Origin of the sequence: Pseudovibrio sp. Tun.PSC04-5.I4 (genome assembly GCF_900104145.1) — a bacterium.
Classification (GTDB): domain Bacteria; phylum Pseudomonadota; class Alphaproteobacteria; order Rhizobiales; family Stappiaceae; genus Pseudovibrio.
The window spans coordinates 2,807,476-2,833,377 of record NZ_FNLB01000006.1 but is presented as its reverse complement, the minus strand read 5'-3'; the positions used below and the strand labels follow the sequence as shown (position 1 = coordinate 2,833,377).

General features: G+C 49.5%; 22 protein-coding genes. 16 read left to right on the top strand and 6 right to left on the bottom strand.

Annotated features, from left to right (window positions below; genetic code table 11):
- The first annotated feature begins 6 nt into the window (after positions 1-6).
- From infB to pnp, 5 genes are all read left to right on the top strand, one after another.
- Positions 7-3,024 carry a translation initiation factor IF-2 gene (infB, locus tag BLS62_RS18470; RefSeq protein ID WP_093183717.1) on the top strand — a complete coding sequence of 1,006 codons (3,018 nt, stop codon included), beginning with the start codon at positions 7-9 and terminating at the stop codon, positions 3,022-3,024.
- Positions 3,025-3,130: 106 nt separating this feature from the next.
- Positions 3,131-3,568, top strand: a complete 438-nt coding sequence (rbfA, locus tag BLS62_RS18465; RefSeq protein WP_093183713.1) for a 30S ribosome-binding factor RbfA — start codon at positions 3,131-3,133, stop codon at positions 3,566-3,568.
- 55 nt (positions 3,569-3,623) lie between these two features.
- Complete coding sequence (gene truB, locus BLS62_RS18460) at positions 3,624-4,601, top strand: tRNA pseudouridine(55) synthase TruB (protein WP_093183711.1); 978 nt, start codon at positions 3,624-3,626, stop codon at positions 4,599-4,601.
- 355 nt (positions 4,602-4,956) lie between these two features.
- Positions 4,957-5,226 (top strand): 30S ribosomal protein S15, encoded by a 270-nt coding sequence (gene rpsO / locus BLS62_RS18455; RefSeq protein ID WP_093183708.1) that lies wholly within the window; start codon positions 4,957-4,959, stop codon positions 5,224-5,226.
- A 321-nt stretch (positions 5,227-5,547) separates the two neighbouring features.
- Positions 5,548-7,686: a polyribonucleotide nucleotidyltransferase gene (gene pnp / locus BLS62_RS18450; RefSeq protein ID WP_093183705.1), complete on the top strand. Its 2,139-nt coding sequence runs from the start codon at positions 5,548-5,550 to the stop codon at positions 7,684-7,686.
- A gap of 75 nt (positions 7,687-7,761) precedes the next feature.
- Here the strand turns inward: pnp and BLS62_RS18445 are convergent, their stop codons facing one another.
- The gene (locus tag BLS62_RS18445; protein WP_093183702.1) at positions 7,762-8,649 is read right to left on the bottom strand and encodes a DMT family transporter; all 888 of its coding nucleotides are present in this window, start codon (positions 8,647-8,649) and stop codon (positions 7,762-7,764) included.
- 276 nt (positions 8,650-8,925) lie between these two features.
- Here BLS62_RS18445 and dapB point away from each other — a divergent pair, with 276 nt between their 5' ends.
- The 5 genes from dapB (at position 8,926) to BLS62_RS18420 (ending at position 12,825) form a co-directional block, all read left to right on the top strand.
- Positions 8,926-9,741 carry a 4-hydroxy-tetrahydrodipicolinate reductase gene (gene dapB / locus BLS62_RS18440; protein WP_093183700.1) on the top strand — a complete coding sequence of 272 codons (816 nt, stop codon included), beginning with the start codon at positions 8,926-8,928 and terminating at the stop codon, positions 9,739-9,741.
- A gap of 118 nt (positions 9,742-9,859) precedes the next feature.
- Positions 9,860-10,483 (top strand): 2,3-bisphosphoglycerate-dependent phosphoglycerate mutase, encoded by a 624-nt coding sequence (locus tag BLS62_RS18435; protein WP_093183698.1) that lies wholly within the window; start codon positions 9,860-9,862, stop codon positions 10,481-10,483.
- Positions 10,484-10,976: 493 nt separating this feature from the next.
- Positions 10,977-11,705: a hypothetical protein gene (locus BLS62_RS18430; RefSeq protein WP_208990950.1), complete on the top strand. Its 729-nt coding sequence runs from the start codon at positions 10,977-10,979 to the stop codon at positions 11,703-11,705.
- Between the two features lie 31 nt (positions 11,706-11,736).
- Positions 11,737-12,288 (top strand): pyridoxamine 5'-phosphate oxidase family protein, encoded by a 552-nt coding sequence (locus BLS62_RS18425; RefSeq protein ID WP_093183692.1) that lies wholly within the window; start codon positions 11,737-11,739, stop codon positions 12,286-12,288.
- 102 nt (positions 12,289-12,390) lie between these two features.
- Positions 12,391-12,825, top strand: coding sequence for a 2,3-bisphosphoglycerate-dependent phosphoglycerate mutase (locus BLS62_RS18420; RefSeq protein WP_208990949.1), 435 nt, complete (start codon positions 12,391-12,393; stop codon positions 12,823-12,825).
- 222 nt (positions 12,826-13,047) lie between these two features.
- On the opposite strand, the gene BLS62_RS18415 is transcribed toward BLS62_RS18420, so the two are convergent.
- Positions 13,048-14,052 carry an adenosine kinase gene (locus BLS62_RS18415; protein WP_093183689.1) on the bottom strand — a complete coding sequence of 335 codons (1,005 nt, stop codon included), beginning with the start codon at positions 14,050-14,052 and terminating at the stop codon, positions 13,048-13,050.
- Between the two features lie 82 nt (positions 14,053-14,134).
- Positions 14,135-15,025, bottom strand: a complete 891-nt coding sequence (locus tag BLS62_RS18410; protein WP_093183686.1) for a prephenate dehydratase — start codon at positions 15,023-15,025, stop codon at positions 14,135-14,137.
- A 560-nt stretch (positions 15,026-15,585) separates the two neighbouring features.
- On the opposite strand from BLS62_RS18410, the gene BLS62_RS18405 reads away from it, so the two are divergent.
- The 6 genes from BLS62_RS18405 to BLS62_RS18380 all read left to right on the top strand — a co-directional run bounded on the left by BLS62_RS18405 (position 15,586) and on the right by BLS62_RS18380 (position 24,119).
- Positions 15,586-16,134, top strand: a complete 549-nt coding sequence (locus BLS62_RS18405) for a c-type cytochrome (protein WP_093183683.1) — start codon at positions 15,586-15,588, stop codon at positions 16,132-16,134.
- A gap of 278 nt (positions 16,135-16,412) precedes the next feature.
- Complete coding sequence (locus BLS62_RS18400) at positions 16,413-18,278, top strand: extracellular solute-binding protein (protein WP_208990948.1); 1,866 nt, start codon at positions 16,413-16,415, stop codon at positions 18,276-18,278.
- On the top strand, positions 18,278-20,149 hold the full coding sequence (locus tag BLS62_RS18395) for an ABC transporter substrate-binding protein (RefSeq protein WP_093183681.1): 1,872 nt from the start codon (positions 18,278-18,280) through the stop codon (positions 20,147-20,149). Before BLS62_RS18400 ends, BLS62_RS18395 begins: the two co-directional genes overlap by 1 nt.
- A 15-nt stretch (positions 20,150-20,164) precedes the next feature.
- Complete coding sequence (locus tag BLS62_RS18390; protein ID WP_093183678.1) at positions 20,165-21,274, top strand: microcin C ABC transporter permease YejB; 1,110 nt, start codon at positions 20,165-20,167, stop codon at positions 21,272-21,274.
- A gap of 8 nt (positions 21,275-21,282) precedes the next feature.
- On the top strand, positions 21,283-22,467 hold the full coding sequence (locus BLS62_RS18385) for an ABC transporter permease (RefSeq protein ID WP_093183675.1): 1,185 nt from the start codon (positions 21,283-21,285) through the stop codon (positions 22,465-22,467).
- A gap of 17 nt (positions 22,468-22,484) precedes the next feature.
- Entirely contained in the window at positions 22,485-24,119 is a 1,635-nt protein-coding gene (locus BLS62_RS18380; protein ID WP_093183672.1) for an ABC transporter ATP-binding protein, read from the top strand.
- 134 nt (positions 24,120-24,253) lie between these two features.
- Here BLS62_RS18380 and BLS62_RS18375 read toward each other — a convergent pair whose 3' ends face one another.
- From BLS62_RS18375 to BLS62_RS18365, 3 genes are all read right to left on the bottom strand, one after another.
- Positions 24,254-24,586: a protein kinase family protein gene (locus tag BLS62_RS18375; protein WP_093183670.1), complete on the bottom strand. Its 333-nt coding sequence runs from the start codon at positions 24,584-24,586 to the stop codon at positions 24,254-24,256.
- 158 nt (positions 24,587-24,744) lie between these two features.
- Positions 24,745-25,206, bottom strand: a complete 462-nt coding sequence (locus BLS62_RS18370) for a methyltransferase family protein (protein WP_093183667.1) — start codon at positions 25,204-25,206, stop codon at positions 24,745-24,747.
- Positions 25,207-25,253: 47 nt separating this feature from the next.
- Positions 25,254-25,865: a LysE family translocator gene (locus BLS62_RS18365; RefSeq protein ID WP_093183665.1), complete on the bottom strand. Its 612-nt coding sequence runs from the start codon at positions 25,863-25,865 to the stop codon at positions 25,254-25,256.
- Between the last annotated feature and the right edge of the window lie 37 nt (positions 25,866-25,902).

Genomic DNA, 25,902 nt, shown 5'->3' with positions numbered 1-25,902 from the left:
GGCAATATGAGCGATACCAAAGATAACCACGACAATCCTACCGGCGGGGAAAAAAAGACGCTGGGCCTCAAACTTGGAGGCAGCGTTGAGAAGGGCACTGTAAAGCAGAGCTTTTCCCACGGCCGCTCAAAGGCAGTCGTCGTGGAAAAGAAGAAGCGCCGTGTAGTTGTGCCGGGCCAAGAAGGCACCGCGACACCTGCACCTGCGCCTGCTGCTGCTTCCCCTTCTGCTCCTGCAGCTTCTCCGGCACGCACAGAAAAGCGCCCGGGACAGCCGCAGGAACGCGGTCCTCAGCAAGCTCGCCGTGGTGCGGGTGATGCTCAGAAGCGTAATGAAGGCGGCGCCCGTGGTGGCACCCGCAACAACAACAGTAACAGTCAACGTAGCGGTCCTCGCCGCAGTGGTAATGGCGGTCAGAACGGTGGTGCTGTTCTGAAAACCTTGACCAAAGGTGAAGCAGACGCTCGTCTCGCAGCACTGAAAATGGCTAAGATTCGCGATGTTGAGGATGCTAAGCGTCGCGCAGAAGAAGCGAAACGTCAGGAAATTCTCGCTGCGCAGCGTGCTGTCGAAGCAGAAAAACAACGCGTAGAAGACGAAGCTCGCGCAAAAATTGAAGCTGCAGAAGCTGCCGTTCGTGCAAAGGCTGAAGCTGAAGCAAAAGCAAAAGCTGATGCGGAAGCAGCAGCGAAAGCCGCTGCAGCGCCTAAATCTGCACCGCGTGAAGAACGCCCTGCTCGTACAGGTGATCGTCCTCGTCCAGCAGGTGATCGTGGTCCTCGTCCAGTAGGTGATCGTCCTCGTCCAGCAGGTGATCGTGGTCCTCGTCCAGCAGGTGATCGTGGTCCTCGTCCAGCAGGTGATCGTGGTCCTCGTCCGGCAGGTGATCGTAGTCCTCGTCCGGCAGGTGATCGCACTGGCCGTCCGCCAATGCGCGATGGTAAGCCACCACGTTTGGATGCTCCGCGTCCAGGTGCTCGAACAGGTGCCGGTGGTCGTCCAGGTGGTGTTACTGCAGCTCCGGCCGAAAGCATGGAAACTGGCAAGGAAGTTAGCAAAAAGGCACTTAAGCCGGCATTGCGTCCTAAAAAGCCAATCGTTGCTGCTAAGCCAACGCCAAAAGGCAACGATGATCGTCGTAAGTCAAAACTGACGATTACACGTGCAACTGGTGGTGATGAAGGTCGTAACCGTTCATTGGCATCCATGCGCCGTCGTCGTGAGAAAGAAAAGCGTAAGGGTCAGAAGGTTGTTCGTGAGAAGGTTGCGCGTGAAGTTATCCTCCCGGAAGTGATCACGATTCAAGATCTTGCTCAGCGTATGTCTGAACGTGCTGTTGACGTCATCAAACTGCTGATGAAGCAGGGTCAGATGATGAAAATCAACGACGTGATTGATGCTGACTCCGCCGAACTGATCGCTGCAGAAATGGGTCACACCGTTAAACGTGTATCCGAATCTGACGTGGAAGAAGGTCTCTTCACCGTTGAAGACATCGACACTGATCTGTCCAGCCGTCCACCGGTTGTTACAATCATGGGTCACGTTGATCACGGTAAGACATCTCTTCTCGATGCGCTCCGTAAGGAAAACGTTGCTTCCGGTGAAGCCGGCGGCATTACGCAGCATATTGGTGCATACCAAGTCGAGCAGAATGGCCAGAAGGTCACCTTCATCGATACTCCTGGTCACGCGGCCTTTACTCAGATGCGTGCTCGTGGTGCTAAATCTACAGATATTGTGATCCTTGTGGTTGCTGCTGATGATGGTGTGATGCCACAGACAAAAGAAGCTATTGTTCACGCAAAAGCTGCTGGTGTCCCGCTCATCATCGCGATCAACAAAATGGATAAACCAGGCGCAGATCCTTCCCGTGTTCGCAACGATCTTCTTCGTGAAGACCTTGTTGTTGAAACAATGGGTGGTGATGTTATCGATGTTGAGGTCTCTGCTAAAGAAGGCACCAACCTTGATAAGCTGATCGAAATGATCCTGCTGCAGGCTGAAGTTCTTGAGCTGAAAGCGAACCCTGACCGTGCCGCTGAAGGTACTGTTATCGAAGCTAAGCTCGATGTCGGTCGCGGTCCGGTTGCTACCGTTCTGGTTCAGAAGGGTACACTTCGGGTTGGTGATGTTGTCATCGCTGGTTCCGAATGGGGTCGTGTTCGTGCAATGCTCGACGAGAACGGTAAACCGGTTAAGGAAGCTGATCCTTCCAAACCTGTTGAAGTTCTTGGCTTCCAAGCAACACCATCTGCTGGCGACATGGTTGCAGTCGTAGAAAACGAAGGCCGTGCTCGCGAGATTTCTGAATATCGTCATCGTCAGAAGCGCGACAAGATGGCAGCACGTATTGCTGGCTCTCGTGGTTCTTTGGAAGCGATGATGAAGGGCTTGCAGGAAGAAGGCAAAAAAGAATTCCCGCTCATCGTCAAATCAGATGTGCAGGGTTCTGCCGAAGCAATCCAGGGTGCACTCGAAGAACTTGGCAACGACGAAGTCGGCGCACGTGTTGTGGCAGCTTCCGTTGGCGGTATCACCGAGAGCGACATTACTCTGGCGATTGCATCCAAAGCACCAATCATGGCGTTCAACGTACGTGCCAACAAACAGGCTCAGGAAGCTGCGCGCCGCGAAGGCGTCGAGATCCGCTACTACAGCGTGATTTACGACCTCATCGACGATGTGAAGTCCACTATGTCTGGTATGCTTGCACCAGAGCGTCGCGAAACCTTCCTCGGTAACGCTGACATCAGAGAAATCTTCAACATCACCAAAATCGGTCGTGTTGCTGGTTGTCTCGTCACCGAAGGTGTCGTTCAGCGTGGCGCACAAGTTCGCTTGCTGCGTGACAATGTCGTCATCCACGAAGGTGAGCTGGGTACACTCAAGCGCTTCAAAGATGAAGTCAAAGAGGTTGAATCCGGTGTTGAATGCGGCATGAACTTCACGAACTACAAGGATATGCGCGCCGGTGACGTTATCGAGTGCTTCCGTGTAGAAGAGATCGCTCGCTCCCTCTAACAGAGTGCAGAGCAAACGAGTGATATAAACATTCAGCAGCGCCGGCGTGGATTTATCCTCGTCGGCGCTCTGTTGTTCCAAACTCAAAGCAAATTGAGAGACAAAAATGGCGAAAACACGCGATGAATTTGCAGGTCAGCCGTCTCAGCGCCAATTGCGTGTGGGCGAGCTTGTTCGAAAAGAACTGTCTGACATCCTAACCCGTGGGCAAATTACTGATCCGGATCTGGAAGGCGTTATAGTAACTGTGCCGGAAGTTCGCATGTCACCTGACCTTCGGTGGGCCGATGTCTTGGTTATGCCAATGGGCGGACAAGATGTTGCCGTGGTGATCGAGGCGCTTAAACGCAACGCAAGATATCTTCGCGGTCAAGTCGCACGACGTGTCACCACGAAATACACATGCGATCTGCGCTTTGTGGCCGATACACGGTTTGATGACGATGACCTGATCTCCCGCCTTTTGCTCGAGCCTGTCATCCGCAAGGACTGGGCTGACGGTGGCATCGAGGACGAAGATCAAGAGGGTAATGACCGCGATTAAATCCGGTCATTAGTTTTAGATCACTCAAAGATTTTACGAATAAGAGCATAGCAGTATGGCGCGGAAGCAACAGCGACGCAGGCCCCGTTTTTCGGTAAACGGTTGGCTCGTTCTGGACAAACCTCTGAACCTGACCTCTAACGATGCGTTGAGTCAGTTGAAGAGAATATTCCATCCTGAGAAGGTTGGACACGCAGGAACGCTTGATCCCCTCGCAACAGGGTGTCTGCCTATTGCTTTCGGAGAAGCAACTAAAACAGTTCCTTATGTCATGGATGGGCGCAAGGTTTATCGTTTTGAGGTAACTTGGGGCACGCAGACCACGACTGATGATGCTGAAGGCGAGCCGGTTAAAACTTCCGACGTTCGTCCGTCGGTTGACGAGATCACTGCGGTTCTATCTGAGTTCTGCGGATCCATCGAGCAGACGCCTCCGATTTTCTCGGCAATCAAAGTGGATGGTAATAGAGCGTACGATCTGGCACGTAGTGGCGAGGACGTAAAGCTTGAGCCGCGTACTATTGAAGTCCACCGCCTTGATCTTATTGAATGCCCTGATGAAAATCGTGCGATCTTTGAAGCTGAGTGTGGGAAAGGGACCTATGTTCGTGCCCTTGCGCGAGATCTGGGTGAGCGTCTCGGAACATGCGGCTGCGTAACGGAACTCCGTAGATTGCTTGTTGGCCCATTTGGTGAAGAGCAAATGGTAACTCTTGACGAGCTGCGTGCCGCAAAAGAAGCGATGAAGGTGGACTGCGAAGAAGGTGAGGAATCTCCTTTCGAAAATCCGCTCGAAAACGCAGCTCTGATGGAAACGATCAAGCCAGTCGAAACAGCACTCTACCAGTTGACTGAGCTCAGAATCACCTCGGACGCCGCAGCGCGTGTGAGACGGGGAAACTCGATTTTGTTAAGGGGCGCGGATGCTCCGATCGGTCCTGAGGAAATCTATGTGGTTTCTGGCGGAAAGCTGATTGCATTCGGCGAGGTCTCCAAAGGAGAGTTCCAACCCAAACGCGTGTTTAATCACTGATGCAAAAAAGCATGAATTGAATACGATGCTCCGACCTACTAAATGATTGGAAAGAGGTGCTTCATTGGGGCACAAATATTCGGATCCAACTTGATACCTATGGTTTCAAAGTAGGTTGGAAAATTGAAATTTGTTACACTAAGATTCCTCTGGTTTTTTGAGGGGTTTTCAGTCATAGTCCCGCCGCCGGGAAGTGTATGCTTCTTCGGTCAATATGTGCTGGCCTGACTTCGCTAGACGACATCTTGGCATTGCCCGAGATCAGTACATTGCTCTGTGAAAGAGCACCGCTCCATTTCGATGGTGTGAATTATATGTGCAGTGAAAACTGCTATGAAAATACAAGGAAAACTCGATGTCGATTACGCTAGAAAAAAAGACTGAACTGATCAAAGAATTTGCGATCAAAGAAGGCGACACTGGTTCCCCGGAAGTACAGGTTGCTATCCTTACACACCGCATTACAGTTCTGACTGAGCACTTCAAGGGCCACAAGAAAGACAACCACTCACGTCGTGGTCTTCTTAAAATGGTTGCACTTCGTCGTAAGCTTCTTGACTACGTCAAGGGCAAAGACGTTGCTCGCTACCAGACCCTTATCGAGCGTCTCGGCATTCGTCGCTAAGACGAAGTTTTTAAAACGCGGCAGCGCAAGCTTGCCGCGTTTTGCTTAAATTACTCATATATCTGTTGAAGTTATGTGAGGTTGTTTTGGAGAAGGCAGTTCTTTTCCAGAATGAAGACAGGCGAATGGGGACCTGGCAGGATTGCCAGAAACTTAAGTGCATTTGAGTTTCTTGTTGTCTTGCCCGCAATCGTTCCGCCTGAAAAGGCACCGCGCACCCCGGTTTTCAGGGTTCATAAATATGCGCGCGTTGTCGGTAAATGACAGCCTCACACTTGATGACGACCATCAAACCGGTGAGGCGAACGTTAGGATAGAGATATGTTTGATATACATCGCGTGGAAGTTGAATGGGGCGGCCGTCCGCTCATCCTTGAAACCGGCAAAGTAGCCCGTCAGGCTGACGGCGCTGTTCTGGCCACATACGGCGAGACCAAAGTTCTTGCGACCGTTGTGTCCGCGAAAACTGCAAAGTCAGGTCAGGATTTCTTCCCACTCACCGTTAATTATCAGGAAAAGGCATACGCTGCTGGCCGCATCCCAGGTGGTTTCTTTAAGCGCGAAGGCCGTCCGTCTGAGCACGAGACCCTGACTTCCCGTCTGATCGACCGTCCGATCCGTCCTCTCTTTGTAGAGGGTTACAAAAACGAAACTCAGGTTGTTCTGACTGTTTTGTCTCACGATCTTGAGAACGCACCAGACATTCTGGCAATGGTTGGCGCATCTGCTGCTCTCACCATCTCCGGCGTGCCATTCATGGGCCCAATTGGTGGTGCGCGTGTTGGTCTCATCAACGGCGAATACGTTCTCAACCCAACAGTTGACCAGATGGAAGAAACCGATCTGGACCTGATTGTTGCAGGTACCAACGACGCAGTGTTGATGGTTGAATCTGAAGCGCAGGAACTGACTGAAGAAGTCATGCTCGGCGCTGTAATGTTCGGTCACCGCGAATTCCAGCCAGTAATTGATGCGATCATTCAGCTCGCAGAAAAAGCTGCAAAGGCTCCTCGCGAACTGAACCTGCCAGATCATTCTGTTCTGTTCGCTAAAGTTCAAGGCCTTGCTGCTGAAGAACTCGGCGCTGCATATTCCATCACTGCAAAGACAGAGCGTAAAGTTGCTGTTGATGCTGTGAAGGCCAAAGTTGTTGCAGCTCTCGTAAACGGCGAAGAAGGTGCTCCTGACGCGACCGTTATCTCCGATCTGTTCAAAAAAGCAGAAGCTTCTATCGTACGTGGCCGTATCCTGGATACCGGCAGCCGTATCGATGGCCGCAATCTGTCTACAGTTCGCTCAATCGTTTCTGAAGTTGGCATGCTGCCACGTGCGCATGGTTCTTCCCTGTTCACACGCGGTGAAACTCAGGCAATGGTTGTTGCAACTCTGGGCACAGGTGAAGACGAGCAGTTCGTTGATAAGCTCGAAGGCACAACTAAATCTGCATTCATGCTGCACTACAACTTCCCTCCTTACTCTGTAGGTGAAGCTGGTCGCATGGGCTCCCCAGGACGTCGTGAAATCGGTCACGGTAAACTGGCATGGCGTGCAGTACGCCCAATGTTGCCTGCTCACCACGATTTCCCATACACACTGCGTGTTGTTTCCGAAATCACTGAGTCCAACGGTTCCTCTTCCATGGCATCTGTTTGTGGCGCATCCCTGTCCCTGATGGACGCTGGTGTTCCGCTTAAAGCGCCTGTAGCTGGCATCGCAATGGGTCTCATCAAGGAAGGCGAGCGCTACGCAGTTCTCTCCGATATCCTTGGCGATGAAGATCACCTCGGCGATATGGACTTTAAAGTTGCTGGTACTGCAGACGGTATCACTGCTCTTCAGATGGACATCAAGATCGACGGTATTACCGAAGAGATCATGACGGCTGCTCTGGAACAGGCTAAAGGCGGCCGCGTTCATATCCTCGACGAAATGTCTAAAGCAATCACAACGGCTCGTTCTGAGCTTGGTGAACATGCCCCACGCATTGAAGTCATCAAGATCCCAGTAGACAAGATCCGTGAAGTTATCGGTTCTGGCGGTAAAGTTATCCGTGAGATCGTTGAAAAGACCGGCGCTAAAGTGAACATCGAAGACGATGGCACCGTTAAGGTGGCTTCTTCTGACGGTAAAGCGATTAAAGCTGCTCTCAACTGGATCAACTCCATCGCTGCTGAGCCAGAAGTTGGCGTAATCTACGAAGGTACTGTTGTTAAGACTGTAGACTTCGGCGCATTCGTAAACTTCTTCGGCGCTCGCGATGGTCTGGTACACATTTCCCAGCTTGCTCCTCGCAAGGTTGGCAAAGTGACTGACGTTGTGAAAGAAGGCGAAAAAGTCTTCGTTAAACTCATGGGCTTCGATGAGCGCGGTAAAGTTCGCCTCTCCATGAAGGTTGTCGACCAGGAAACTGGTAAGGAAGCTCCTCGCGAAGAGGCCGCTCCTGCGCCAGCAAAAGACTAATATTTAGTCGAGTAAATTTAAAAAGGCCGCTTCAGATTGAAGTGGCCTTTTTTTATTGGCGGATCAAAAAGCTCTTTAGTTTTGAGAGGTTAATGTGTCTTTGTCGCTGCTGGCAGGTTGCCGCTGAGTTAAAATATAAACCCCACTCACAACAATAACTGCAGAGCCTACTAGGGTCATCATGTCTGGTCGTTCACCAAATATCACAGCACCTAGAAACAATCCGAATAAGAGGCGGGAATAACGGAACGGGGTAATCACCGAAACCTCACCAGCCCTCATCGCAACAGTAAGTGAGTAATAGGCTCCGACGCCAACGAATGTTGCGATGAAGATTGCAGTGCCGCTTGCAAGGTCAGGCATAATGAAACCACCATTCCAAAGCGCATAAGCCCCACCCGTTGGGATCAATACCGCGAACCCGTAGACACCCAGCTGCATATTGGAAAGCGCTGGAGGTGCTGCTCGTGTTGCCAGATCGCGCCCAGCAAAACCGAGCATACCAATAACCGCTAGCATTGATGTCAGTTCAAATGACGCTGGACTGGGTTTGATCACCAAAAGAACACCTACAAACCCGACAAAGATAGCAAGCCAGCGTTGCCAACGTACCCGTTCGCCAAGGAAGAGAGCTGCACCCAAAGTCACAGCTAGCGGCGTGGCTTGTAGAATGGCAGATGTGCTGGACAGCGTACTTAAGGCAAGGGAAAGCAGGAAGAACAGGCGGCCTGTGATTTCAAATACAGCACGAGTTAAGAGTGTAGGTGTTAGGGCGGCGCGGACCAGAGCTTTTTCTCCTCTCCTCCAGGTGAGGATGAGAAACCCTAGTGTTCCGCCGATGCCAAAAAGCATTAAGGTCTGTCCCACTGGGACAATTGTCGTCGCGGACTTAAGCAATGCGTCTTCTATTGCAAATCCCAGCATTGCGAGCACCATCCAGGCGCTCCCACGTATATTATCCATTGCTGTGCCTAGGTCTCGTCAAGCCGACGCGAAATTTCACATTCTAAGAATGAAATTTGAAACTAAGGTCAGTTGCTTGGTTTGTTTGTTGTGCTCGGATAGACTAAGCAATAATGCGAATAAGTCTATGAACTAAAACTCAATGCAGTTGCAACTTGCAGATTTAAAACCTCTTTTGATCCTTTGGCCTATTCGGTTTGAATAGAGGCAAGCTGCCTGCTATACCCACACACACCTTATGGTTGGAGGGGCTTTACAGAAGCCCGGGGGAATACGATGGGCGATATGCGACTGGTTGTTGTTGGTGCGGGTGGCCGAATGGGCCGCGCACTGATACGCACGGTAACCGAGATGGACGGCGTTGTAGTTTCAGGCGCTGTAGAGCGTACGGGCTCTGAGTTCCTGGGCAAAGACGCTGGGGAATTAGCAGGGTGCGGTAAACTAAGTGTGCCAGTAACTGCTAATCTGGATGCTGCATTTGAACAAGCTGAGGGTGTGCTGGATTTTACAATTCCAGAAGCAACCGTTGGCTTTGCCACAGCCGCAGCACGTCATTCAATCGTGCATGTAATCGGCACAACCGGTATGACCTCCGCGCAATCTGCGGAATTGGTGTCCTCCGCGACATCGGCCCGCATTGTCAAATCAGGTAATATGAGCCTAGGTGTTAACCTGCTCGCAGGTCTTGTAAAAAAGGCTGCTGCAGCATTGGATGAGGACTTTGATATCGAAGTTCTTGAGATGCACCATAAACACAAGGTAGATGCGCCCTCCGGTACAGCATTGCTGTTGGGTGAGGCTGCTGCTGAAGGCCGCGGAATTGACCTCGAAACAAATAGTGTTCGCACGCGTGATGGCATTACAGGTGCACGCAATCGAGGTGATATAGGTTTCGCTACATTACGAGGCGGTTCGGTAGTAGGTGAACATACTGTGATGTTTGCAGGCGAAGGAGAGCGTATAGATCTTTCGCACATCGCAACTGATAGGCATATTTTTGCTCGCGGTGCAGTTAAGGCAGCTCTTTGGGCGCTAAAACAGCAACCGGGCCTATACTCGATGGCTGATGTTCTCGGCCTGAATGATGAGTAATACACACCGCAGTTTCGCGCGCTGAGAAGTGAAGTGCGAGATATGCGAAATGAAACTTGACTGCAGTCCTTCCAAGACAACTGCTTTCAAGCAAACATAACCTCCTTAGGAGAACTTGATGGAACGCCTTTTGGTTCTCGTCCGCCACGGACAAAGCGAATGGAATTTGAAAAACTTGTTCACCGGCTGGAAAGATCCAGACTTGACAGAACAAGGTGTTGAAGAAGCAAAGACTGCTGGGAAAAAACTTAAGGAAATGAACCTTACGTTTGACCTTGCATTCACTTCCGACCTGCAGCGCGCTCAGAATACTCTGAAGCTGATCCTTGCTGAACTCGGGCAGGAAGACTTGCCAACCGCCAAAGATCAAGCTCTGAATGAGCGTGATTACGGTGACATCACCGGCATGAACAAAGACGAAGCTCGTGTGAAATTCGGTGAAGAGCAGGTCCATATTTGGCGTCGTTCTTTCGACGTTCCTCCTCCAGGCGGTGAAAGCCTGAAGATGACTGCAGAACGTACACTGCCATACTACCGCAGTGACATTCTTCCAAAAGTTCTCGAAGGTAATCGGACTATTGTTGCTGCACACGGCAACTCCCTGCGGTCCCTTATCATGGAACTGGAAGACCTGACTCCAGAGGAGATCCTCAAGCGTGAACTGGGCACTGGTAAGCCTATCGTTTACCGTCTTGATGAAGAAGGTAAGGTTCTCTCTGTAGAAGATTTGGCTGAAGTTTAGTCTTCATCTACGTTAGAAATTGAATCACAAAAGCGGCCTTTCAAAGGGCCGCTTTTTTGTTGGCCAATTTCAATTTAGAGGTTTTACATGTCAAAGGGTAAGATCTCTGTGGCGTCTCAAGTAGTAGTTATTCACATAAGTAGATCAAATAATAATACTAAGCTTATGATAAATAACGCACCGTAAATTATCAATAATAGATAATGTAAATCAATTATTATTAGTGTTGCTTTGCCGAAAATTCGATGACAGCCTTCATTTGCGAGGTAATCCCTACACGCGCAATTTTAAAAATTGATTGAAAGGACAGTCTATGAAGTTTTCAGTAGCTACCGATGGTCGCCCTTCATCCGCTCAAGCTAAGCCAGCAAAATTGAATGGCGGCATGGCTCCAAAAGAGACAGATAAGAAGCCAAAATAATACTTTAAAGAGTGGGGCCCATCATTGGCTCCACTCTGATTTGCAGATCATTTCATCTGCGAGGAAAAGCACGTGAAATTTGTAAGAATGGTCAAATCCGCGCCTGATGTTGTTAAGGCGGATGGAACAAACCTCGGTATGATGCCAGCGCGCGCTATGAAGTATTGCGAGCCACTTGTCACTGCATCTCGCCAGGGGTGGTATTTGTACCCGCCGGTTGATTTTTACCTTCTATGGACAGGCTCAGAGGTTTTATACCGATTGGGTGCGGAGGGTGAATGGACACTTCTGGACCGACTGTACCTAACGGATTTCGTTCAGGATTACAGAGATACCTGCCCACCTGAATTAGAAGACAACTATCCGCCATTTCTGGATGTCTTCCCTGAAGGCGATATTGTGCAGATTGGCACAGGGTACAGCCTGATTGGTGATGAAGGTCAGTGTCACTGGGTGCGTGGGCCCATCAATCTACCCAGCAACGCAGCCTACGATTGTTTTGAAGCAATGATTGATTCAAGCTGGTTCTGTTCGCCACTCTTCATAAATGTGAAGCTCCGCAAACAAGATGTGCCGATAAGCTTCCCTCGGCATCGGCCATTATTGCAGGTTGTTCAGCTTCCAAATTCCATCCTCCCTAAAACTGTTCTGTCTCCGCCTGAAATTGGTGAAATGAAAGATGCATCCCCTGAGTTCTGGCAGGCTTGGGCTCGTGGTTATGAAAAAAGGAATGAGGGGCGATCTGGAAGTTATGCCGGTGAGCAACGTCGAAAAAATGTCGAGTACGCAGATTCCGAATAGCAGCTGGTGAGCTGGGGGCCAAGGGAAACCGATGATCATAGCTGAACGATTAAATCGCAGGTTCCGCCAACACATTGAAGAGCAACAGATCTTCTTCGTCGCGACAGCTGGGGCTACCGGGCGCATTAATATCTCGCCTAAAGGAATGGATACTCTTCGCGTATTGAGCGATGAAAGGCTTGTCTGGCTCAACCTGACGGGAATTGGCAACGAAACCGCGACCCATATCCAGGAACTTAGCCGCATGACGCTGATGTTCTGCTCTTTTGGAGAGCAGAGGCTGACGCTGAGAGTGTTTGGTCAGGCAAAAGTTGTTCATCCGCGAGATGATAACTGGAATGAGCTGGCGGGTCTGTTCCCAGATATTCCCGGTAGTCGGCAAATCTTTGATTTGGATATCGAGCTGATTCAAACCTCTTGTGGTTCAACCGTACCGCAAATGGACCTAGTGACGACGCGCGTAGATAAAGAGTTCCTGCCTTACTATGAAACTATGGATCAGGTGGAACTCGAAAATTATTGGCGCAAATATAACTCTGTAAGCCTAGATGGATTGCCAACTAGAATTTTGGAGGAAGCTTGAAGATATTCAATGTCTCCACATGACATATTGCACGAAAGTTTGGTTTAGATGCGCGCCAATCTCAGTATAAAACGGTCTATTGAAACATGTGGGGCGTATCTTATGGGATTGTTGGTGTTAGTGCGCCATGGGCAAAGTGAATGGAACTCCAAGAGAATTTTTTCAGGGCAGAGCAATCCTAAGCTAACTGCACAAGGCGTCGAAGAAGCTAAGCGAACCGGACAGCTCCTCAAATCCAAATCATTGAAATTTGACATGGCCTATTCCTCCTGTCTTGCTCGGGCCCGGAATACGCTGGGTCTAATTTTGACGGAAATGGAACAGTCCCAGCTCCACGTTATTGAAGACAAGCGCTTTAATGAGCGGGATTATGGTGAACTGACAGGGCTTACCGTCGAGGCCGCAAGCCAAAACTACGGAGTTGAGCAAGTCCATCGCTGGCGCCAATCCTTCGATGAAGTTCCTCCCGGTGGCGAGAGCCTCGAAATGACGGCAAAACGGACCAGCAATGCGTTTAACAGTTGTGTCTTGCCCTAATTGTTAAACGGGAAAAATATCATCATCGCTGCACATAGAAATTCACTGCGTGCGCTGGTCTCTGTGATCAATACCCTTAAGCCTGATGAAATTGAGCGCCTGAATATCAGGACCGCAGAGCCCTTATTTTTTCAAGTTCAAAGTACCCGCCAGATTGAACAGGTGATCTTGTAAATAAAAAGGCGGCCCGGGAGCCGCCTATTAATGACAATAGATGAGAGATTACAGCGTAAAGCCGCTCTGCTCAGCAATCTGGTCGAGTGGCTTTTCAGGACGCGCACCAACATGGCTGATCACTTCGCCAGCACAAAGGCAGCCAAGCTCAGCACAAGTGCTCAAATCAAAGTCGCGGGCCAGTCCGAAGAGGAAGCCTGAGGCAAATAGGTCACCAGCACCTGTCAGGTCACGCACACCGCCGATGATGGCAGAGGCAGGCACATGCACAGTCTCCTCGCGAGAGATCGCCATAGCACCTTCTGAGCCCATTGTAAGAGCGGTGAGTGTGCAATCTTCACGAACCTGCGCAATTGCTGTTTCAATGTCTGCCGTCTGATACAGAGCTTTCAGCTCATGTTCGTTGGCAAATAGGATATCGACCTTGTCTTCCTGAATGAGCTCAAGAAACTCATCGCGGAAGCGGTCTACGCAAAAACTGTCAGAAAGGGAGAGGGACACCAGTCTCTCTGAGGCATGTGCAATCTTGGAGGCTTCAAGGAATGCGCTCTTTGCCGCTTCCTCATCCCAAAGGTAGCCTTCCATATAGGTGATTGCGGATTGAGCGACAATGGCCTTATCAATGTCAAAGGCAGTTAGCTTAGTCGCTGCACCTAGATAGGTGTTCATGGTCCGCTCGCCATCCGGCGTAATCAAAATCATGGACCGACCTGACGCAAGATCATCACGTAGAGGGCCGGTGTTGAAATGCGACCCAATGCTGTTCATGTCATGGCGGTATACCTCGCCAATTTCATCATCAGCGACCTTACCAATAAAAGCTGGTACGCCGCCCAACGAGGCTATGCCCGCAGCAGTATTACCAGCGCTCCCGCCGGAAATGCGGGTGGTCTGGCCCATCAGATCATAAAGACGCAAGGCCTCGTCTGTGTCGACCAACCGCATAGACCCTTTAACAAGAGACTGTTCAACGAGAAAGTTATCTTCCACATGAGAGAAGACATCAGTGATTGCATTGCCGATGCACAATGCATCAAACTTGAATTCAGACATGTAAAGTCCTTGTAACTAGCCCGGACCCAAAGCCCGGAACGATACATAGGTGGCTCACCGCTTGAGTAAGGCCTATCAAAGATTATTTCCCAGGTGTCGGCCGCAAAGCTCGGTTAGCCTCAGGCTCCCGTATTTTTTCGCGGAACGGGCTGGCATTGTATACCCCAAGAATATTCAGTTCCGTCGAATAAAACGCCAGCTCTTCAAGTGCAAGGGCTACATTTGCTTCTTCTGGGTGGCCTTCGACGTCTGCATAGAACATTGAAGCGAAAAATTGCCCTTCCAACTGGTAGGATTCCAGTTTGGTCATGTTCACGTTGTTCGTCGCAAAACCGCCCAACCCTTTGTACAAAGCAGCGGAGACGTTACGGACCCGGAACACGAAAGTGGAGATAATAGGCTGGCCGGTATTTGCAGCCTGCTTTTTCTCGCGCGACAAAATTACAAAGCGGGTGGTGTTGTGAGCTTCGTCTTCACAATCACGCGCCAGAATATCAAGGCCGTAAACATCAGCCGCCAGTTCTGGGGCGAAAGCCGCGATTGATTTGTCACCACCTTCAATGACCTGCCGGGCAGAACCTGCTGTATCTGCGCCGATAATTGGGCTGAGGCCATGCTTGCGAATGAAGTTTCGACATTGTCCAAGGCCCATAATGTGGCTTTGAACGCTCTTTAAATCTTCAAGCTTTGTGCCGGGAATACCCATCAGCTGAAAACGGATTGGCATGAAGTACTCGCCAATAATATGCAGGTTGCTGCGTGGTAGAAGGTGGTGAATATCTGCAACACGGCCCGCAACGGAGTTTTCAATCGGGATCATCCCGAGCTCCGCATCTCCATTTTCGATAGCGTGGAAGCAGTCTTCAAAAGTCGGGCAAGGGATAGCTTGGTACTCTGGGTAGACACTGTTACATGCCATATGGGAGTTGGCTCCCACCTCTCCTTGAAACACGACTTTGCGCTGTTCAGACATCACTATACTCACAGGTATTTTGGAAATGGGTTATGTTTAAAGGCGTCGCTATAGTTAGCGAAGCGAATTCTTCTACAAATTGCCCTAGATGCGAGGGAAAGCAAAACTAAAACGGCTTGCTGCGACGAAACATTAGGTGAAAAGACCTCAAGAGTGCGCAGATATGCATATTGAGGTCTCGTTGGGATGCAAAACCCTCAGATCTCCAGGTCATTTAATGTGATATATTGTCGCACTAACTTGAGTTCAGGTTAACTAAGTGTGGTACCACTAATTTGCAACCTTATTAAACGGTGTTGGGATATTACTGAGAAAATCAGTAGTTTATAGTCGTTTTAAACTATTCATATTCGGGTGTGGCAATCTTGCGCAGTTTTTTTGGTCCGGAAAGATCGAGCTCTGGTCCGTACCACTGCAAAAGTCCAAGGAAAAACACTAATAAAATTATGGACAAACGCTCGAACTTAACTGTAGTTTCCCAGCAAAATACATAGATCGTGTTAGGTGGCATATCCCTTTCAGACTAAGCCAGCCTAACCAATTTTTGGAGCGTGTGAGCTATGAATTCGTTTGAACTGAATAAAATTGTGGGCGCAATTTTGTTCGCTTTGGTTGCATTCATGGGCCTGAATGTTTTGACAGATGTCATCTTTGCGCCTCATGAAGAAGAAAAACGCGGTTTTGAAATTGAAGTTGCCGGCGCTGACGACGGTGCAGGCGATGAAGCTGCGGAAGAAGTCAAGGTAGCTTCAATTGAAGAATTGCTCGTAACCGCTTCTGCCGAATCTGGCGCAAAGCAAGCCAAAAAATGCGCAGCTTGTCACTCCTTCGAACAGGGCGGCAAAAACAAAGTTGGCCCAGCTCTGTGGGGTGTTGTCGGTCGCACACCTGCGACACATGAAGGCTTCTCCTACTCCTCTGCAATGCAGGAGTTCGGTGCAAATACCCCCGCATGGACTTTCGAGCAGCTGAACGAATTCGTTAGAGCGCCGAAGAAGCATGTCGCTGGTACGTCTATGGGGTACGCAGGCTTGAAAAAAGATAAGCCACGCGCTGATCTTATTGCCTACTTGCGGTCTCTCTCTGATAACCCAGTACCGATCAACTAAACTTGATCATTTTTCGCCCTGACAAATATTGGGGTAGAATTATCAAAGAGTCGGGATTTGATCCCGGCTTTTTTATTGTCTACTTTTGGGTGAATGCCAATGTTTTCCTCGTTTCTTCCAGTTAAATTTTTGTCATCTTGGCAAAAATCGTTGTCGTGGAAGTGTTTTCAGCCGTAAGCTTAGTTTAAAGTTAGGCTTAAACTGAGAGAACAGTTCAACTCTCATTGGCGGACGGTTTTTTACGTCAAAACTACTGATTGTATTTATGGAGGAATGTCGTGCGTACCAAACTATATGGCCCTTTAACCGGTTTGGCGCTTGCTGTTGCAAGCCTCGCGTCTCCTTCCGCAATTGCTGAAACGAATGAACCTGAATGGCGGTATGCTGACTCTCTAATCAGCGCGCCTCAAATGCCTAGGGACTTTAAGCATTTTCCTTATGTAAATCCGGATGCGCCGAAGGGCGGGACTGTTCGCCTTTCGTGGACAGGGACGTTTGATAGTCTCAATCCTGTCGCATCTAAAGGTGTCACAGCTATCGGGCTAGGTCTTGTTTACGATACTCTGATGACCCCATCCATGAGCGAGTCATCAACTGAGTATGGCTTGATTGCAGATGCATTGAAGTATCCCGATGATTTCTCATGGGTGACTTATCGGCTAAGGCCAGAAGCACGCTGGCATGATGGTAAGCAAATTACCGCGGAGGATGTGGGATGGTCCTTTGATCAATGGACAAAACTAGCACCAAGAGAAAAGTATTATTATCGCCATGTCACTGGCTATGAGATTTTAAGTCCGACAGAAATACGGTTCAATTTTGCTGAACCAGGCAACCGAGAAGCGCCGCAAATTTTGGGTTCTCTTATGATTTTGCCCAAGCATTGGTGGACTGCGAGTGATAAGGACGGAGACCCACGTGACATCTCCAGGAGCACTTTAGAGGCCCCGCTCTCATCTGGTGCGTATCGCGTTGGCAAAGTCGTTGCAGGTCGGTCGATTTCATACGATCGCGTCGAAGATTACTGGGCTAAAGACCTGAACGTAAACGTGGGCTCTAATAATTTCGATAAGATCGCCTACGATTATTACCGGGACGAGACTGTGCAACTGGAAGCTTTTAAAGCAGACAGTTTTGATTGGCGCACAGAAACGACGGCAAAAAATTGGGCAACGGCCTACGATATTCCGCAGGTGGAAAACCAACAAATCATACTAGAGAAATTCCCGCAGACATACCGTGGCAGCGGCTTGATGCTGGGCTTCATTCTGAATACGCGCAAAGAAATGTTTCAGGATCGCCGTGTCCGAAAGGCATTGAACTATGCACTGAATTTCGAAGAAATGAATCGGACGATTTTCTTCGGTCAATACAGCCGGTTTACCAGCTACTTCGATGGAACAAAGCTAGCTTCTTCAGGCTTGCCAGAGGGGCGGGAACTAGAGATCCTGAAGTCCCTGAAAGCGCCAGTGCCGGAAGAAATTTTTACAGAGCCCTACGAGAACCCGGCCTCAGAAGATTCGCGGCAGGAACGATCCAATCTAAGAGAAGCACTTGGTCTTCTTAAGGAGGCTGGATACGTGCAGAAGCAGGGCAAGCTGGTCAATGAAGAAACCGGGAAACCTCTGACTATTGAATACTTAATGAACGGCGGGCGTTTTGAGCGCGTTGCCCTTCGTTATCAGGCATCCCTGAGAAAAATCGGTATCGACCTTCAACTCCGCGTTGTTGATAGCTCCCAGTTCGTAAATCGCGTGCGCAGCCGTGACTTTGATATGATGTACACTGGCTGGGCTCAATCGTTGTCTCCGGGTAATGAGCAGCGGGGATATTGGGGGTCTGAGTCTGCAGATAATGAAGCTTCACAAAACTACGCGGGCGTCAAAGACCCTGTGATTGATGAGTTAATCAACATCATTATCAATTCAGATGACCGAGAAGAACTGATTGCTGCCACAAAAGCGATGGATCGTATCCTGATGTGGGAGCAGTACGTGGTTCCAAGTTGGACCTCTCCTTTCAGCCGGATTGCCCGTTGGGATCGTTTCTCGCATGCAAAACAATTGCCAGAATTTGCAATCGGGTTCCCTACTGTCTGGTGGTGGGATGAGGCGAAAGCCCAAAAAGTTAGGGAGGCCAATTGATGCAGCCGACCAATATAAATAGACGAAGTTTTCTTCATTTCAGTGCAGCAACAATGGCCGCATTTCTTGTCCCCGGCGGCGCTCTGCCGGTGCAGGCAGGAACAATGCGCCATGGTCTCTCCGTGTTTGGAGACCTGAAATACCCAGCAGATTTTACAGCATTTGACTACGTGAATCCCGCAGCTCCCAAGGGCGGGAAGATCGTAATGACGGCGCCGAGCTGGGGGTACAATCAAAACCCGCAGACATTCAACACGTTTAACACCTTCATCCTGAAGGGAGATGCCCCTCCACGTATGGAGAATTGTTTTGATACCCTGATGGTGCGGGCCTACGATGAACCGGATGCGGTTTATGGTTTGGTCGCGGAAAGTGCAGAAGTTTCAACCGATGGCAATTTTGTAACGTTCAAAATCCGCCCCGAAGCTCGGTTCCACGATGGATCAACACTCGACGCGGAAGATGTGGCCTTCAGCTTGAATATCCTGAAGGAAAAAGGGCACCCCACTATCCGTCAGGCAATTCAGGAGATGGTGGGGGCAACTGCGCCAGATGAACTCACTGTCACTGTCAGTTTCTCGGGAAAACACAGCAGGCAATTGCCTCTGTTTGTTGCGACTTTACCTATCTTTTCAAAGAGTTATTATACTCGCTACAACTTTGAAGCCTCGACACTTACGCCGCCGCTTTCGTCCGGCCCTTATATGGTTGGCCGTTATGAAATCGGCAGGTACATCGAGTACAAAAAAGCCGAGAATTACTGGGCAAAAGATCTTCCGGTAATGCAGGGGCACAACAACTTTCGGATCATTCGACTAGATTTCTTCCGCGACCGACAGACGACCTTTGAAGCTTTCAAGAAAGGGCGCCTTACGTTCCATGAGGAATTTTCCTCCAAAACATGGTCGACGGAATATAACTTCCCGGCGTTCACAGAAGGCCGCGTTGTCAAAAAAGAGTTTGCCATTCGATTGCCGTCCGGTGCTCAAGGCTGGTTCCTGAACACACGCAAAGAGAAATTCTCCGATCCACGAGTTCGTCAGGCATTGGGTTATGCTTTCGATTTTGAATGGTCAAATACAGCGCTGTTTTATGATCTCTACACCCGCACACAGTCATTTTTCGAGAATTCGGAGATGAAGGCGGTTGGTTTGCCAAGTTCAGCTGAGCTGGCACTCTTAGAGCCATATAAAAAAGACCTGCCGGACGCCGTTTTTGGTGAAGCGATCATTCAGCCAATTTCCAATGGGTCAGGACAGGACCGAAAGCTCCTTCGTGAAGCATCATTGCTTCTGAAGGAAGCCGGTTATCACAGGCGCGGAGAGCAGCTTGTTGGGCCTGATGATAAGCAGTTGAAAATGGAGTTCCTTTCCAATTCTCCTGGTTTTGAACGCATTGTGCTGCCATATGTCAAAAATCTCAGGCTGTTAGGGATTGAAGCGACCTTCCGGGTTGTAGACCCGGCTCAATTCCAAAAACGGGTCGATGATTTCGACTATGACATTGTAGGGCACCGTTTTTCTCTGACACCTACACTTGGCTCGGGCATTCGGAATTTCTGGACGACGAACTCGGCAGAATCTAACGGCTCGTACAATCTGGCTGGTATTAAGGTTCCGGCTGTCGATGATTTGGTGGAAAAAGCTCTTGGCGCGTCCTCTCGTGAGGAAATGATAACTGCTGCCAGAGCATTGGATAGAGTACTGCGTGCCGGATATTATTGGGTCCCTCAATGGTTTAAGGCATTCCACACAGTTGCAGTTTGGGACATGTTCGGTATTCCCGATGACATGCCCGCATTCGCATTCCCCGTTGAAACAACGTGGTGGGTAGATTTGGAAAAAGCCGTGCGTATCGGCAAGGTAGATTAGGGACAAAAGAAGCCCATGGGCGCCTATATTCTGCGAAGATTGCTTTTGATGATCCCGACCCTGATCGGCATCATGGCGATAAACTTTGCCATTATTCAATTTGCACCGGGCGGCCCGGTCGAGCAAGTTATTGCACAATTGCAAGGGGATAGCGTATCAGCTACCAGTCGGATATCGGGTGGTGGAAGCGACTTTGGAAGTACGGGCGCCGCTAATCAAGGTGGTGGAGACAGTGCCGGGTCTAAGTACCGAGGCGCGCAAGGGCTCGATCCTGAGTTCATCAAGGAGTTGGAAGCCCAGTTTGGCTTTGATAAGCCCCCCTTGGAACGCTTCGGTCGTATGATCGTAGATTACGCGACCTTCAACTTCGGAGAAAGTTACTTCCGAGATGTTGCAGTTGTCGATCTCATCGTCGAAAAACTCCCGGTTTCCATATCCCTCGGCCTTTGGATGACGTTGATTTCCTACGGGATTTCAATCCCGCTTGGTATTCGTAAGGCGGTTAAGGATGGGACATCCTTTGATGTCTGGACGTCTTCCATCATCATCGTGGGATACGCCATTCCGGGTTTTCTGTTCGCGATCATGCTGATTGTTTTGTTCGCTGGTGGTTCCTTCTGGGATTTCTTCCCGCTTCGAGGGCTTACCTCTGAAGGCTGGAGCGACATGTCCTGGCCTGAAAGAATTCTCGACTATTTCTGGCACCTTGTTTTGCCGCTCACAGCCATGGCTCTATCGGCATTTGCAACCACTACGCTTTTGACGAAGAACTCTTTTCTGGATGAAATCCGAAAACAATACGTTCAAACGGCCCGCGCGAAGGGCCTCACAGAGCATCAGGTTCTTTACGGCCATGTCTTCCGCAATGCCATGCTAATTGTCGTCGCCGGTTTTCCGGGGGCGTTTATCTCCGCATTCTTTGCTGGGTCATTGCTGATCGAAACGATTTTTTCGTTGGACGGTCTGGGCCTGCTTGGCTTTGAATCAATCATCAATCGCGATTATGCAGTTGTTTTTGCAACGCTTTACATATTCTCGCTCATGGGACTGTTTGTGAATTTGATTTCTGATCTCACGTACACTTGGATTGATCCACGTATTGATTTCGAAAGTCGAGAGGTGTGACGGGAACAATGGACACACAACTCGAAAAACGCCTTCAAGAGCAAGGCTACACAACAATCAATCCGCTGCCAGAGCAAACTCAGCCACCAGAACGCCGTCAGCGTATGTCACCACTAAACAAACGCAGATGGCAAAACTTTTGCGCCAATAAACGCGGGTATTGGGCTCTCTGGATTTTCCTGTTCCTTTTCATAACCACTTTGCTCGCTGAGTTTATTGCGAACGATCGTCCGTTGCTGGTCTATTACAAAGGGGAGGTTCTAGCCCCAATTTTTGTAAATTACCCGGAAGAGAAGTTTAACGGATTCCTGCCTGTAACTGATTATCGAGATCCGTTCGTGCAAGAGCAAATTAATGCTGATGGCTGGATCCTGTGGCCTGCAATTCGCTATTCTTATCAGACTGTCAACAACGAGATACCCGTTCCGGCACCAGCACCGCCAAGCTGGACTATGGATAAAGAACTACGCTGTGAGCGGTACGCTGAGGGCGTAAATGATCCCAACTGTAATGTGGGGAATTGGAACTGGTTAGGGACAGACGATCAAGGCCGAGATGTTCTTGCGAGGTTGATCTATGGTTTCCGTATTTCTGTTTTGTTCGGTTTAGCGCTAACAGCCGCTTCGTCAGTGATTGGCATCGCAGCGGGCGCAGTTCAAGGCTACTACGGCGGTTGGATTGATCTTGGCCTACAGCGGTTCATTGAAATATGGACAGCGATACCAACGCTCTATCTCATTTTGATCGTCTCATCTGTGCTAACGCCAGGGTTCTGGATACTCTTTTCTATTCTCCTTGCGTTCTCTTGGGTTGCATTGGTTGGCGTCATCCGAGCGGAGTTCCTCCGAGGCCGAAACTTTGAGTACATCTCGGCTGCGCGCGCACTTGGCGTGTCAAATGGCACCATCATGCGGCGCCACCTTCTGCCAAACGCTATGGTCGCAACGCTCACGTTCATGCCGTTTATCCTGAATGGATCAATCTCAACGCTCACTGCGCTGGATTTCCTCGGTTTCGGTTTACCTCCTGGCTCTGCGTCACTGGGTGAATTGCTCAAGCAAGGTAAAAACAACCTTCAAGCGCCATGGCTTGGAATGACTGGCTTCTTCGTGCTCTCCATCATGCTCAGCCTGTTGATCTTCATCGGTGAGGCAGTGCGTGATGCATTCGACCCAAGAAAAACAATGAGTTAATGAAGGGAGGAACGCACATGACCAATAAAAACACGCTCCTCTCTGTTGAGGAACTATCTGTCGCCTTCAGTCAGGGTGAGAATAATAATCTTGCTGTCGATAAAATCTCTTTCAGCATCGACAAAGGGGAAACCCTTGCGCTGGTCGGAGAAAGCGGCTCTGGTAAATCCGTCACCGCTTTGTCAGTACTAAAGCTGTTGCCGTATCCCGCCGCCAGTCATCCAACCGGCAAGATCGTTTATCAGGGCGAAGACCTTATAGCGGCTACTGAAAGCGACATGCGGAAAGTACGTGGCAACAAGGTTTCGATGATTTTTCAGGAGCCAATGAGCTCTTTGAATCCGCTGCATACCATTGAGCAGCAGGTCTCTGAAATCCTAAGAATTCACCGTGGCTTGGGGGAAACCAACGCCCGAAAACGGGTATTGGAACTGCTGGCTCAGGTTGGCATTCCCGATGCGGAGGAGCGGTTAAACTCCTATCCGCACCAGCTTTCTGGCGGCCAAAGACAGCGTGTCATGATCGCTATGGCGCTGGCAAATGAGCCAGATCTTCTGATAGCGGACGAACCAACAACAGCGCTAGATGTGACTGTTCAGGCGCAAATTCTGCAATTGCTGAAAGATTTGCAAAAGAGCACCGGCATGGCCATGCTCTTCATCACGCATGACTTGGGTATCGTACGCAGGATCTCTGACCGTGTCTGTGTCATGACACAGGGTGAAATCGTCGAGCAGGGGAATGTTGAAGACATTTTTGAGCGTCCTCAACACGAATATACCCAACACCTGCTCGCTGCAGAACCGAAAGGTCACCCACCCGCAGGCGATAATAGCCAGCCAATTATTATGGAAGCGACGGACCTCAAGGTCTGGTTTCCGGTTAAACGCGGCTTCATGCGCAAAACTGTTAGTCATATCAAAGCAGTTGATGGCATCGATGTAAAAGTCAGAGTTGGTCAAACGCTTGGGATAGTGGGCGAGAGTGGTTCAGGAAAAACAACGCTGGGCCTTGCGATCTTACGCATGATCTCTTCGACAGGGAAAATCAGTTTCAACGGCTCCGAAATTCAAGAGCAATCGTGGAAGCAGATGCGTCCGTTGCGAAAAGATATGCAGATCGTCTTTCAGGACCCTTTCGGATCTCTATCTCCACGGATGTCAGTGGCGGAAATTGTGGGTGAGGGCTTAACGATCCATATGCCAACATTGACAGCTGCAGAGCGCGAAGCAAAAGTTGCTGCTGCTCTGGAAGAAGTGGGATTGGATGCTTCAACTAGGTTCCGTTATCCGCATGAATTTTCGGGCGGACAACGTCAGCGCATCTCTATCGCTCGGGCGATGGTGCTGGAGCCTAAATTCGTTATGCTGGATGAGCCAACTTCAGCGCTGGATATGAGTGTTCAGGCACAAGTGGTGGATCTGCTTCGTGATCTGCAAAAAGCGCATGGGCTGGCGTATTTATTCATCTCCCATGATCTCAAGGTTGTGCGGGCACTCGCCAATGATGTTGTCGTCATGAAGCACGGTAAGGTCATGGAAGCAGGGACGTCTGATGAGGTTTTTGATAATCCCAAAACGGATTACACAAAGGCGCTTATGGCCGCAGCTTTCCGGATGGAAGCAATTGAAGGCGGCGAAACTGGCATCTGATACAGCCAATGAATAGGCGAGCAAAATGCCACTTTCGAATATGCAGGGCGGCTCATACAGCTGACACAAATTGTCATCATGGCCGAGGTTTCGGCCATGATCTCACAGTACAGCGCGTAGGGGCTGGCAACTGGCTATGTGCCGACGGCATTGTTTTTGCCAACGACCAAAGTTACCTTCCCGCTTGCTTCCTTTAATTCAACAGGCAAGCGATCTGCTGCGTCTTTAAGTGCTTTGGTGTAACCGCCATCACCTTTGATTGTCTGAGCCTTAAAGTTCTTTAGCTTTGGGTCGTTATTGACTTCATCCAGAAATTTATCTTCAACGCGTTTTCGTTTTTGCAGCAGTTCTTTGATAAATGCCTTTTGCTTTTCATCGTCTACTTTGGCCTTCGTTAAAGCCGCCTCTATCTTGCCAGTTTCCTTATAAACCTGCTCAATCCCTTTGAACTTCATAAGCACGGCCATTTTTGTATTTCCTCTTTTTTACTATTCTTGGGCCAACGGCCAGTATTACGCTGAGGAACAGTAATTGCGCATCCTTACTATAGGGTAACAATTGAGGGTGTAGGTTGAAGCAACACGGAGATTGGCTTGTTTTAGCCTGAAGCTCGCTTTTGCAAAACTCACATCCAGCGGCGTACACGGGCCTTGTATTCCATGTACTCTTCGCCGAAGTTTTCTTCTAAAGTAGCTTCCTCAGGTATGATTTGGAACAGGGTGATGTAACCAGCAAAGCCCAAGGCAATTGCAATTGAAAACAAATTTCCCTGATAAATTGCCCAGCCAAGCAACATAAACTGCAGCCCCAGATACATTGGGTTTCGGGTTTTGGAATATATCCCGGCAGAAACGATAGCGCTCACATTTTCGAGTTTTGTTGGGCTTGTCGTTGTTCGTGCTCTCCGAAATTCAGAGATGCCTGTGATGCCGAAATATGCACCGGCACCAATGCCGATTACGAGAAAGGCATTGCCAGCACCGTGTAGGTTTACGTCACCAGGTAGCAGGAATGCCGACACCCAAACGAGTGCAGCAACAGCAAGAAAGACGAGGATGGGAGGGAACCTCAGCTTTAAGTTTTCCATATTGTTCCAATAGCTTGCTCTGATGTGAGCCTATTTGTTCTGTGCACTTAGCTCTCGGCAAAGGCGAGCTTTACTCCAAGAGCGCCAAAGGTAGCGGCAAAGCCACGCTTTAGCCAAGCCATAACTTTTGGGCGAGTGATCACGTAATCTCGAGCAAGTGAAGCAGTTGCGCCGTAAGCTACAAAAATCAGAAATGTCAGTAGCATAAAAACAAGGGCGTGGAGAAGCAAAGCTGATGTCGCTTGTGCGCTATTCGGAGAAACAAATTGAGGCAAAAACGCAAGGAAGAAAAGTGAGAGCTTAGGGTTTAAAACGTTGAGCAAAATGCCATCGAGTACAGTATGAGGCAGAGTTCGCTCCTTACGCTCATCATTTACTTCTAATGCACCACCGCTTCGAAGAATGCTCCAGGACACATAAAATAGGTAAACAACCCCGAGATACTTGAGGAGTTGAAAAGCAAGCGTGCTGCTGTGAAAAATAGCAGCAACACCAATAATGCTGGCTAGTGCAGCAGGCACAATACCAAGCGTGCAACCAAAAGCGGCGGCAATACTGGGCTGAAAGCCCTTACCAAGCCCAACTGCGACGGTGTAAAGGACACCTGTACCCGGCAATAAAATAACAACGATGGATGTGAGAATATATTCCAAGCTCATGGGAAATCCTCGGGCAATAAGCGAGTAAGTAACAGAA

Excerpts from the sequence above, each read along its gene's own strand:
- BLS62_RS18445 (WP_093183702.1), bottom strand. The coding sequence starts at position 8,649 with ATGGATAATATACGTGGGAGCGCCTGGATGGTGCTCGCAATGCTGGGA.
- BLS62_RS18370 (WP_093183667.1), bottom strand. The coding sequence starts at position 25,206 with ATGGAAAACTTAAAGCTGAGGTTCCCTCCCATCCTCGTCTTTCTTGCT.
- BLS62_RS18365 (WP_093183665.1), bottom strand. The coding sequence starts at position 25,865 with ATGAGCTTGGAATATATTCTCACATCCATCGTTGTTATTTTATTGCCG.
- BLS62_RS18390 (WP_093183678.1), top strand. The coding sequence starts at position 20,165 with ATGGGCGCCTATATTCTGCGAAGATTGCTTTTGATGATCCCGACCCTG.
- BLS62_RS18395 (WP_093183681.1), top strand. The coding sequence starts at position 18,278 with ATGCAGCCGACCAATATAAATAGACGAAGTTTTCTTCATTTCAGTGCA.
- dapB (WP_093183700.1), top strand. The coding sequence starts at position 8,926 with ATGGGCGATATGCGACTGGTTGTTGTTGGTGCGGGTGGCCGAATGGGC.
- pnp (WP_093183705.1), top strand. The coding sequence starts at position 5,548 with ATGTTTGATATACATCGCGTGGAAGTTGAATGGGGCGGCCGTCCGCTC.
- infB (WP_093183717.1), top strand. The coding sequence starts at position 7 with ATGAGCGATACCAAAGATAACCACGACAATCCTACCGGCGGGGAAAAA.
- BLS62_RS18385 (WP_093183675.1), top strand. The coding sequence starts at position 21,283 with ATGGACACACAACTCGAAAAACGCCTTCAAGAGCAAGGCTACACAACA.
- truB (WP_093183711.1), top strand. The coding sequence starts at position 3,624 with ATGGCGCGGAAGCAACAGCGACGCAGGCCCCGTTTTTCGGTAAACGGT.
- BLS62_RS18425 (WP_093183692.1), top strand. The coding sequence starts at position 11,737 with ATGATCATAGCTGAACGATTAAATCGCAGGTTCCGCCAACACATTGAA.
- BLS62_RS18405 (WP_093183683.1), top strand. The coding sequence starts at position 15,586 with ATGAATTCGTTTGAACTGAATAAAATTGTGGGCGCAATTTTGTTCGCT.
- BLS62_RS18420 (WP_208990949.1), top strand. The coding sequence starts at position 12,391 with ATGGGATTGTTGGTGTTAGTGCGCCATGGGCAAAGTGAATGGAACTCC.
- BLS62_RS18435 (WP_093183698.1), top strand. The coding sequence starts at position 9,860 with ATGGAACGCCTTTTGGTTCTCGTCCGCCACGGACAAAGCGAATGGAAT.
- BLS62_RS18380 (WP_093183672.1), top strand. The coding sequence starts at position 22,485 with ATGACCAATAAAAACACGCTCCTCTCTGTTGAGGAACTATCTGTCGCC.
- BLS62_RS18410 (WP_093183686.1), bottom strand. The coding sequence starts at position 15,025 with ATGTCTGAACAGCGCAAAGTCGTGTTTCAAGGAGAGGTGGGAGCCAAC.
- BLS62_RS18375 (WP_093183670.1), bottom strand. The coding sequence starts at position 24,586 with ATGGCCGTGCTTATGAAGTTCAAAGGGATTGAGCAGGTTTATAAGGAA.
- rpsO (WP_093183708.1), top strand. The coding sequence starts at position 4,957 with ATGTCGATTACGCTAGAAAAAAAGACTGAACTGATCAAAGAATTTGCG.
- rbfA (WP_093183713.1), top strand. The coding sequence starts at position 3,131 with ATGGCGAAAACACGCGATGAATTTGCAGGTCAGCCGTCTCAGCGCCAA.
- BLS62_RS18415 (WP_093183689.1), bottom strand. The coding sequence starts at position 14,052 with ATGTCTGAATTCAAGTTTGATGCATTGTGCATCGGCAATGCAATCACT.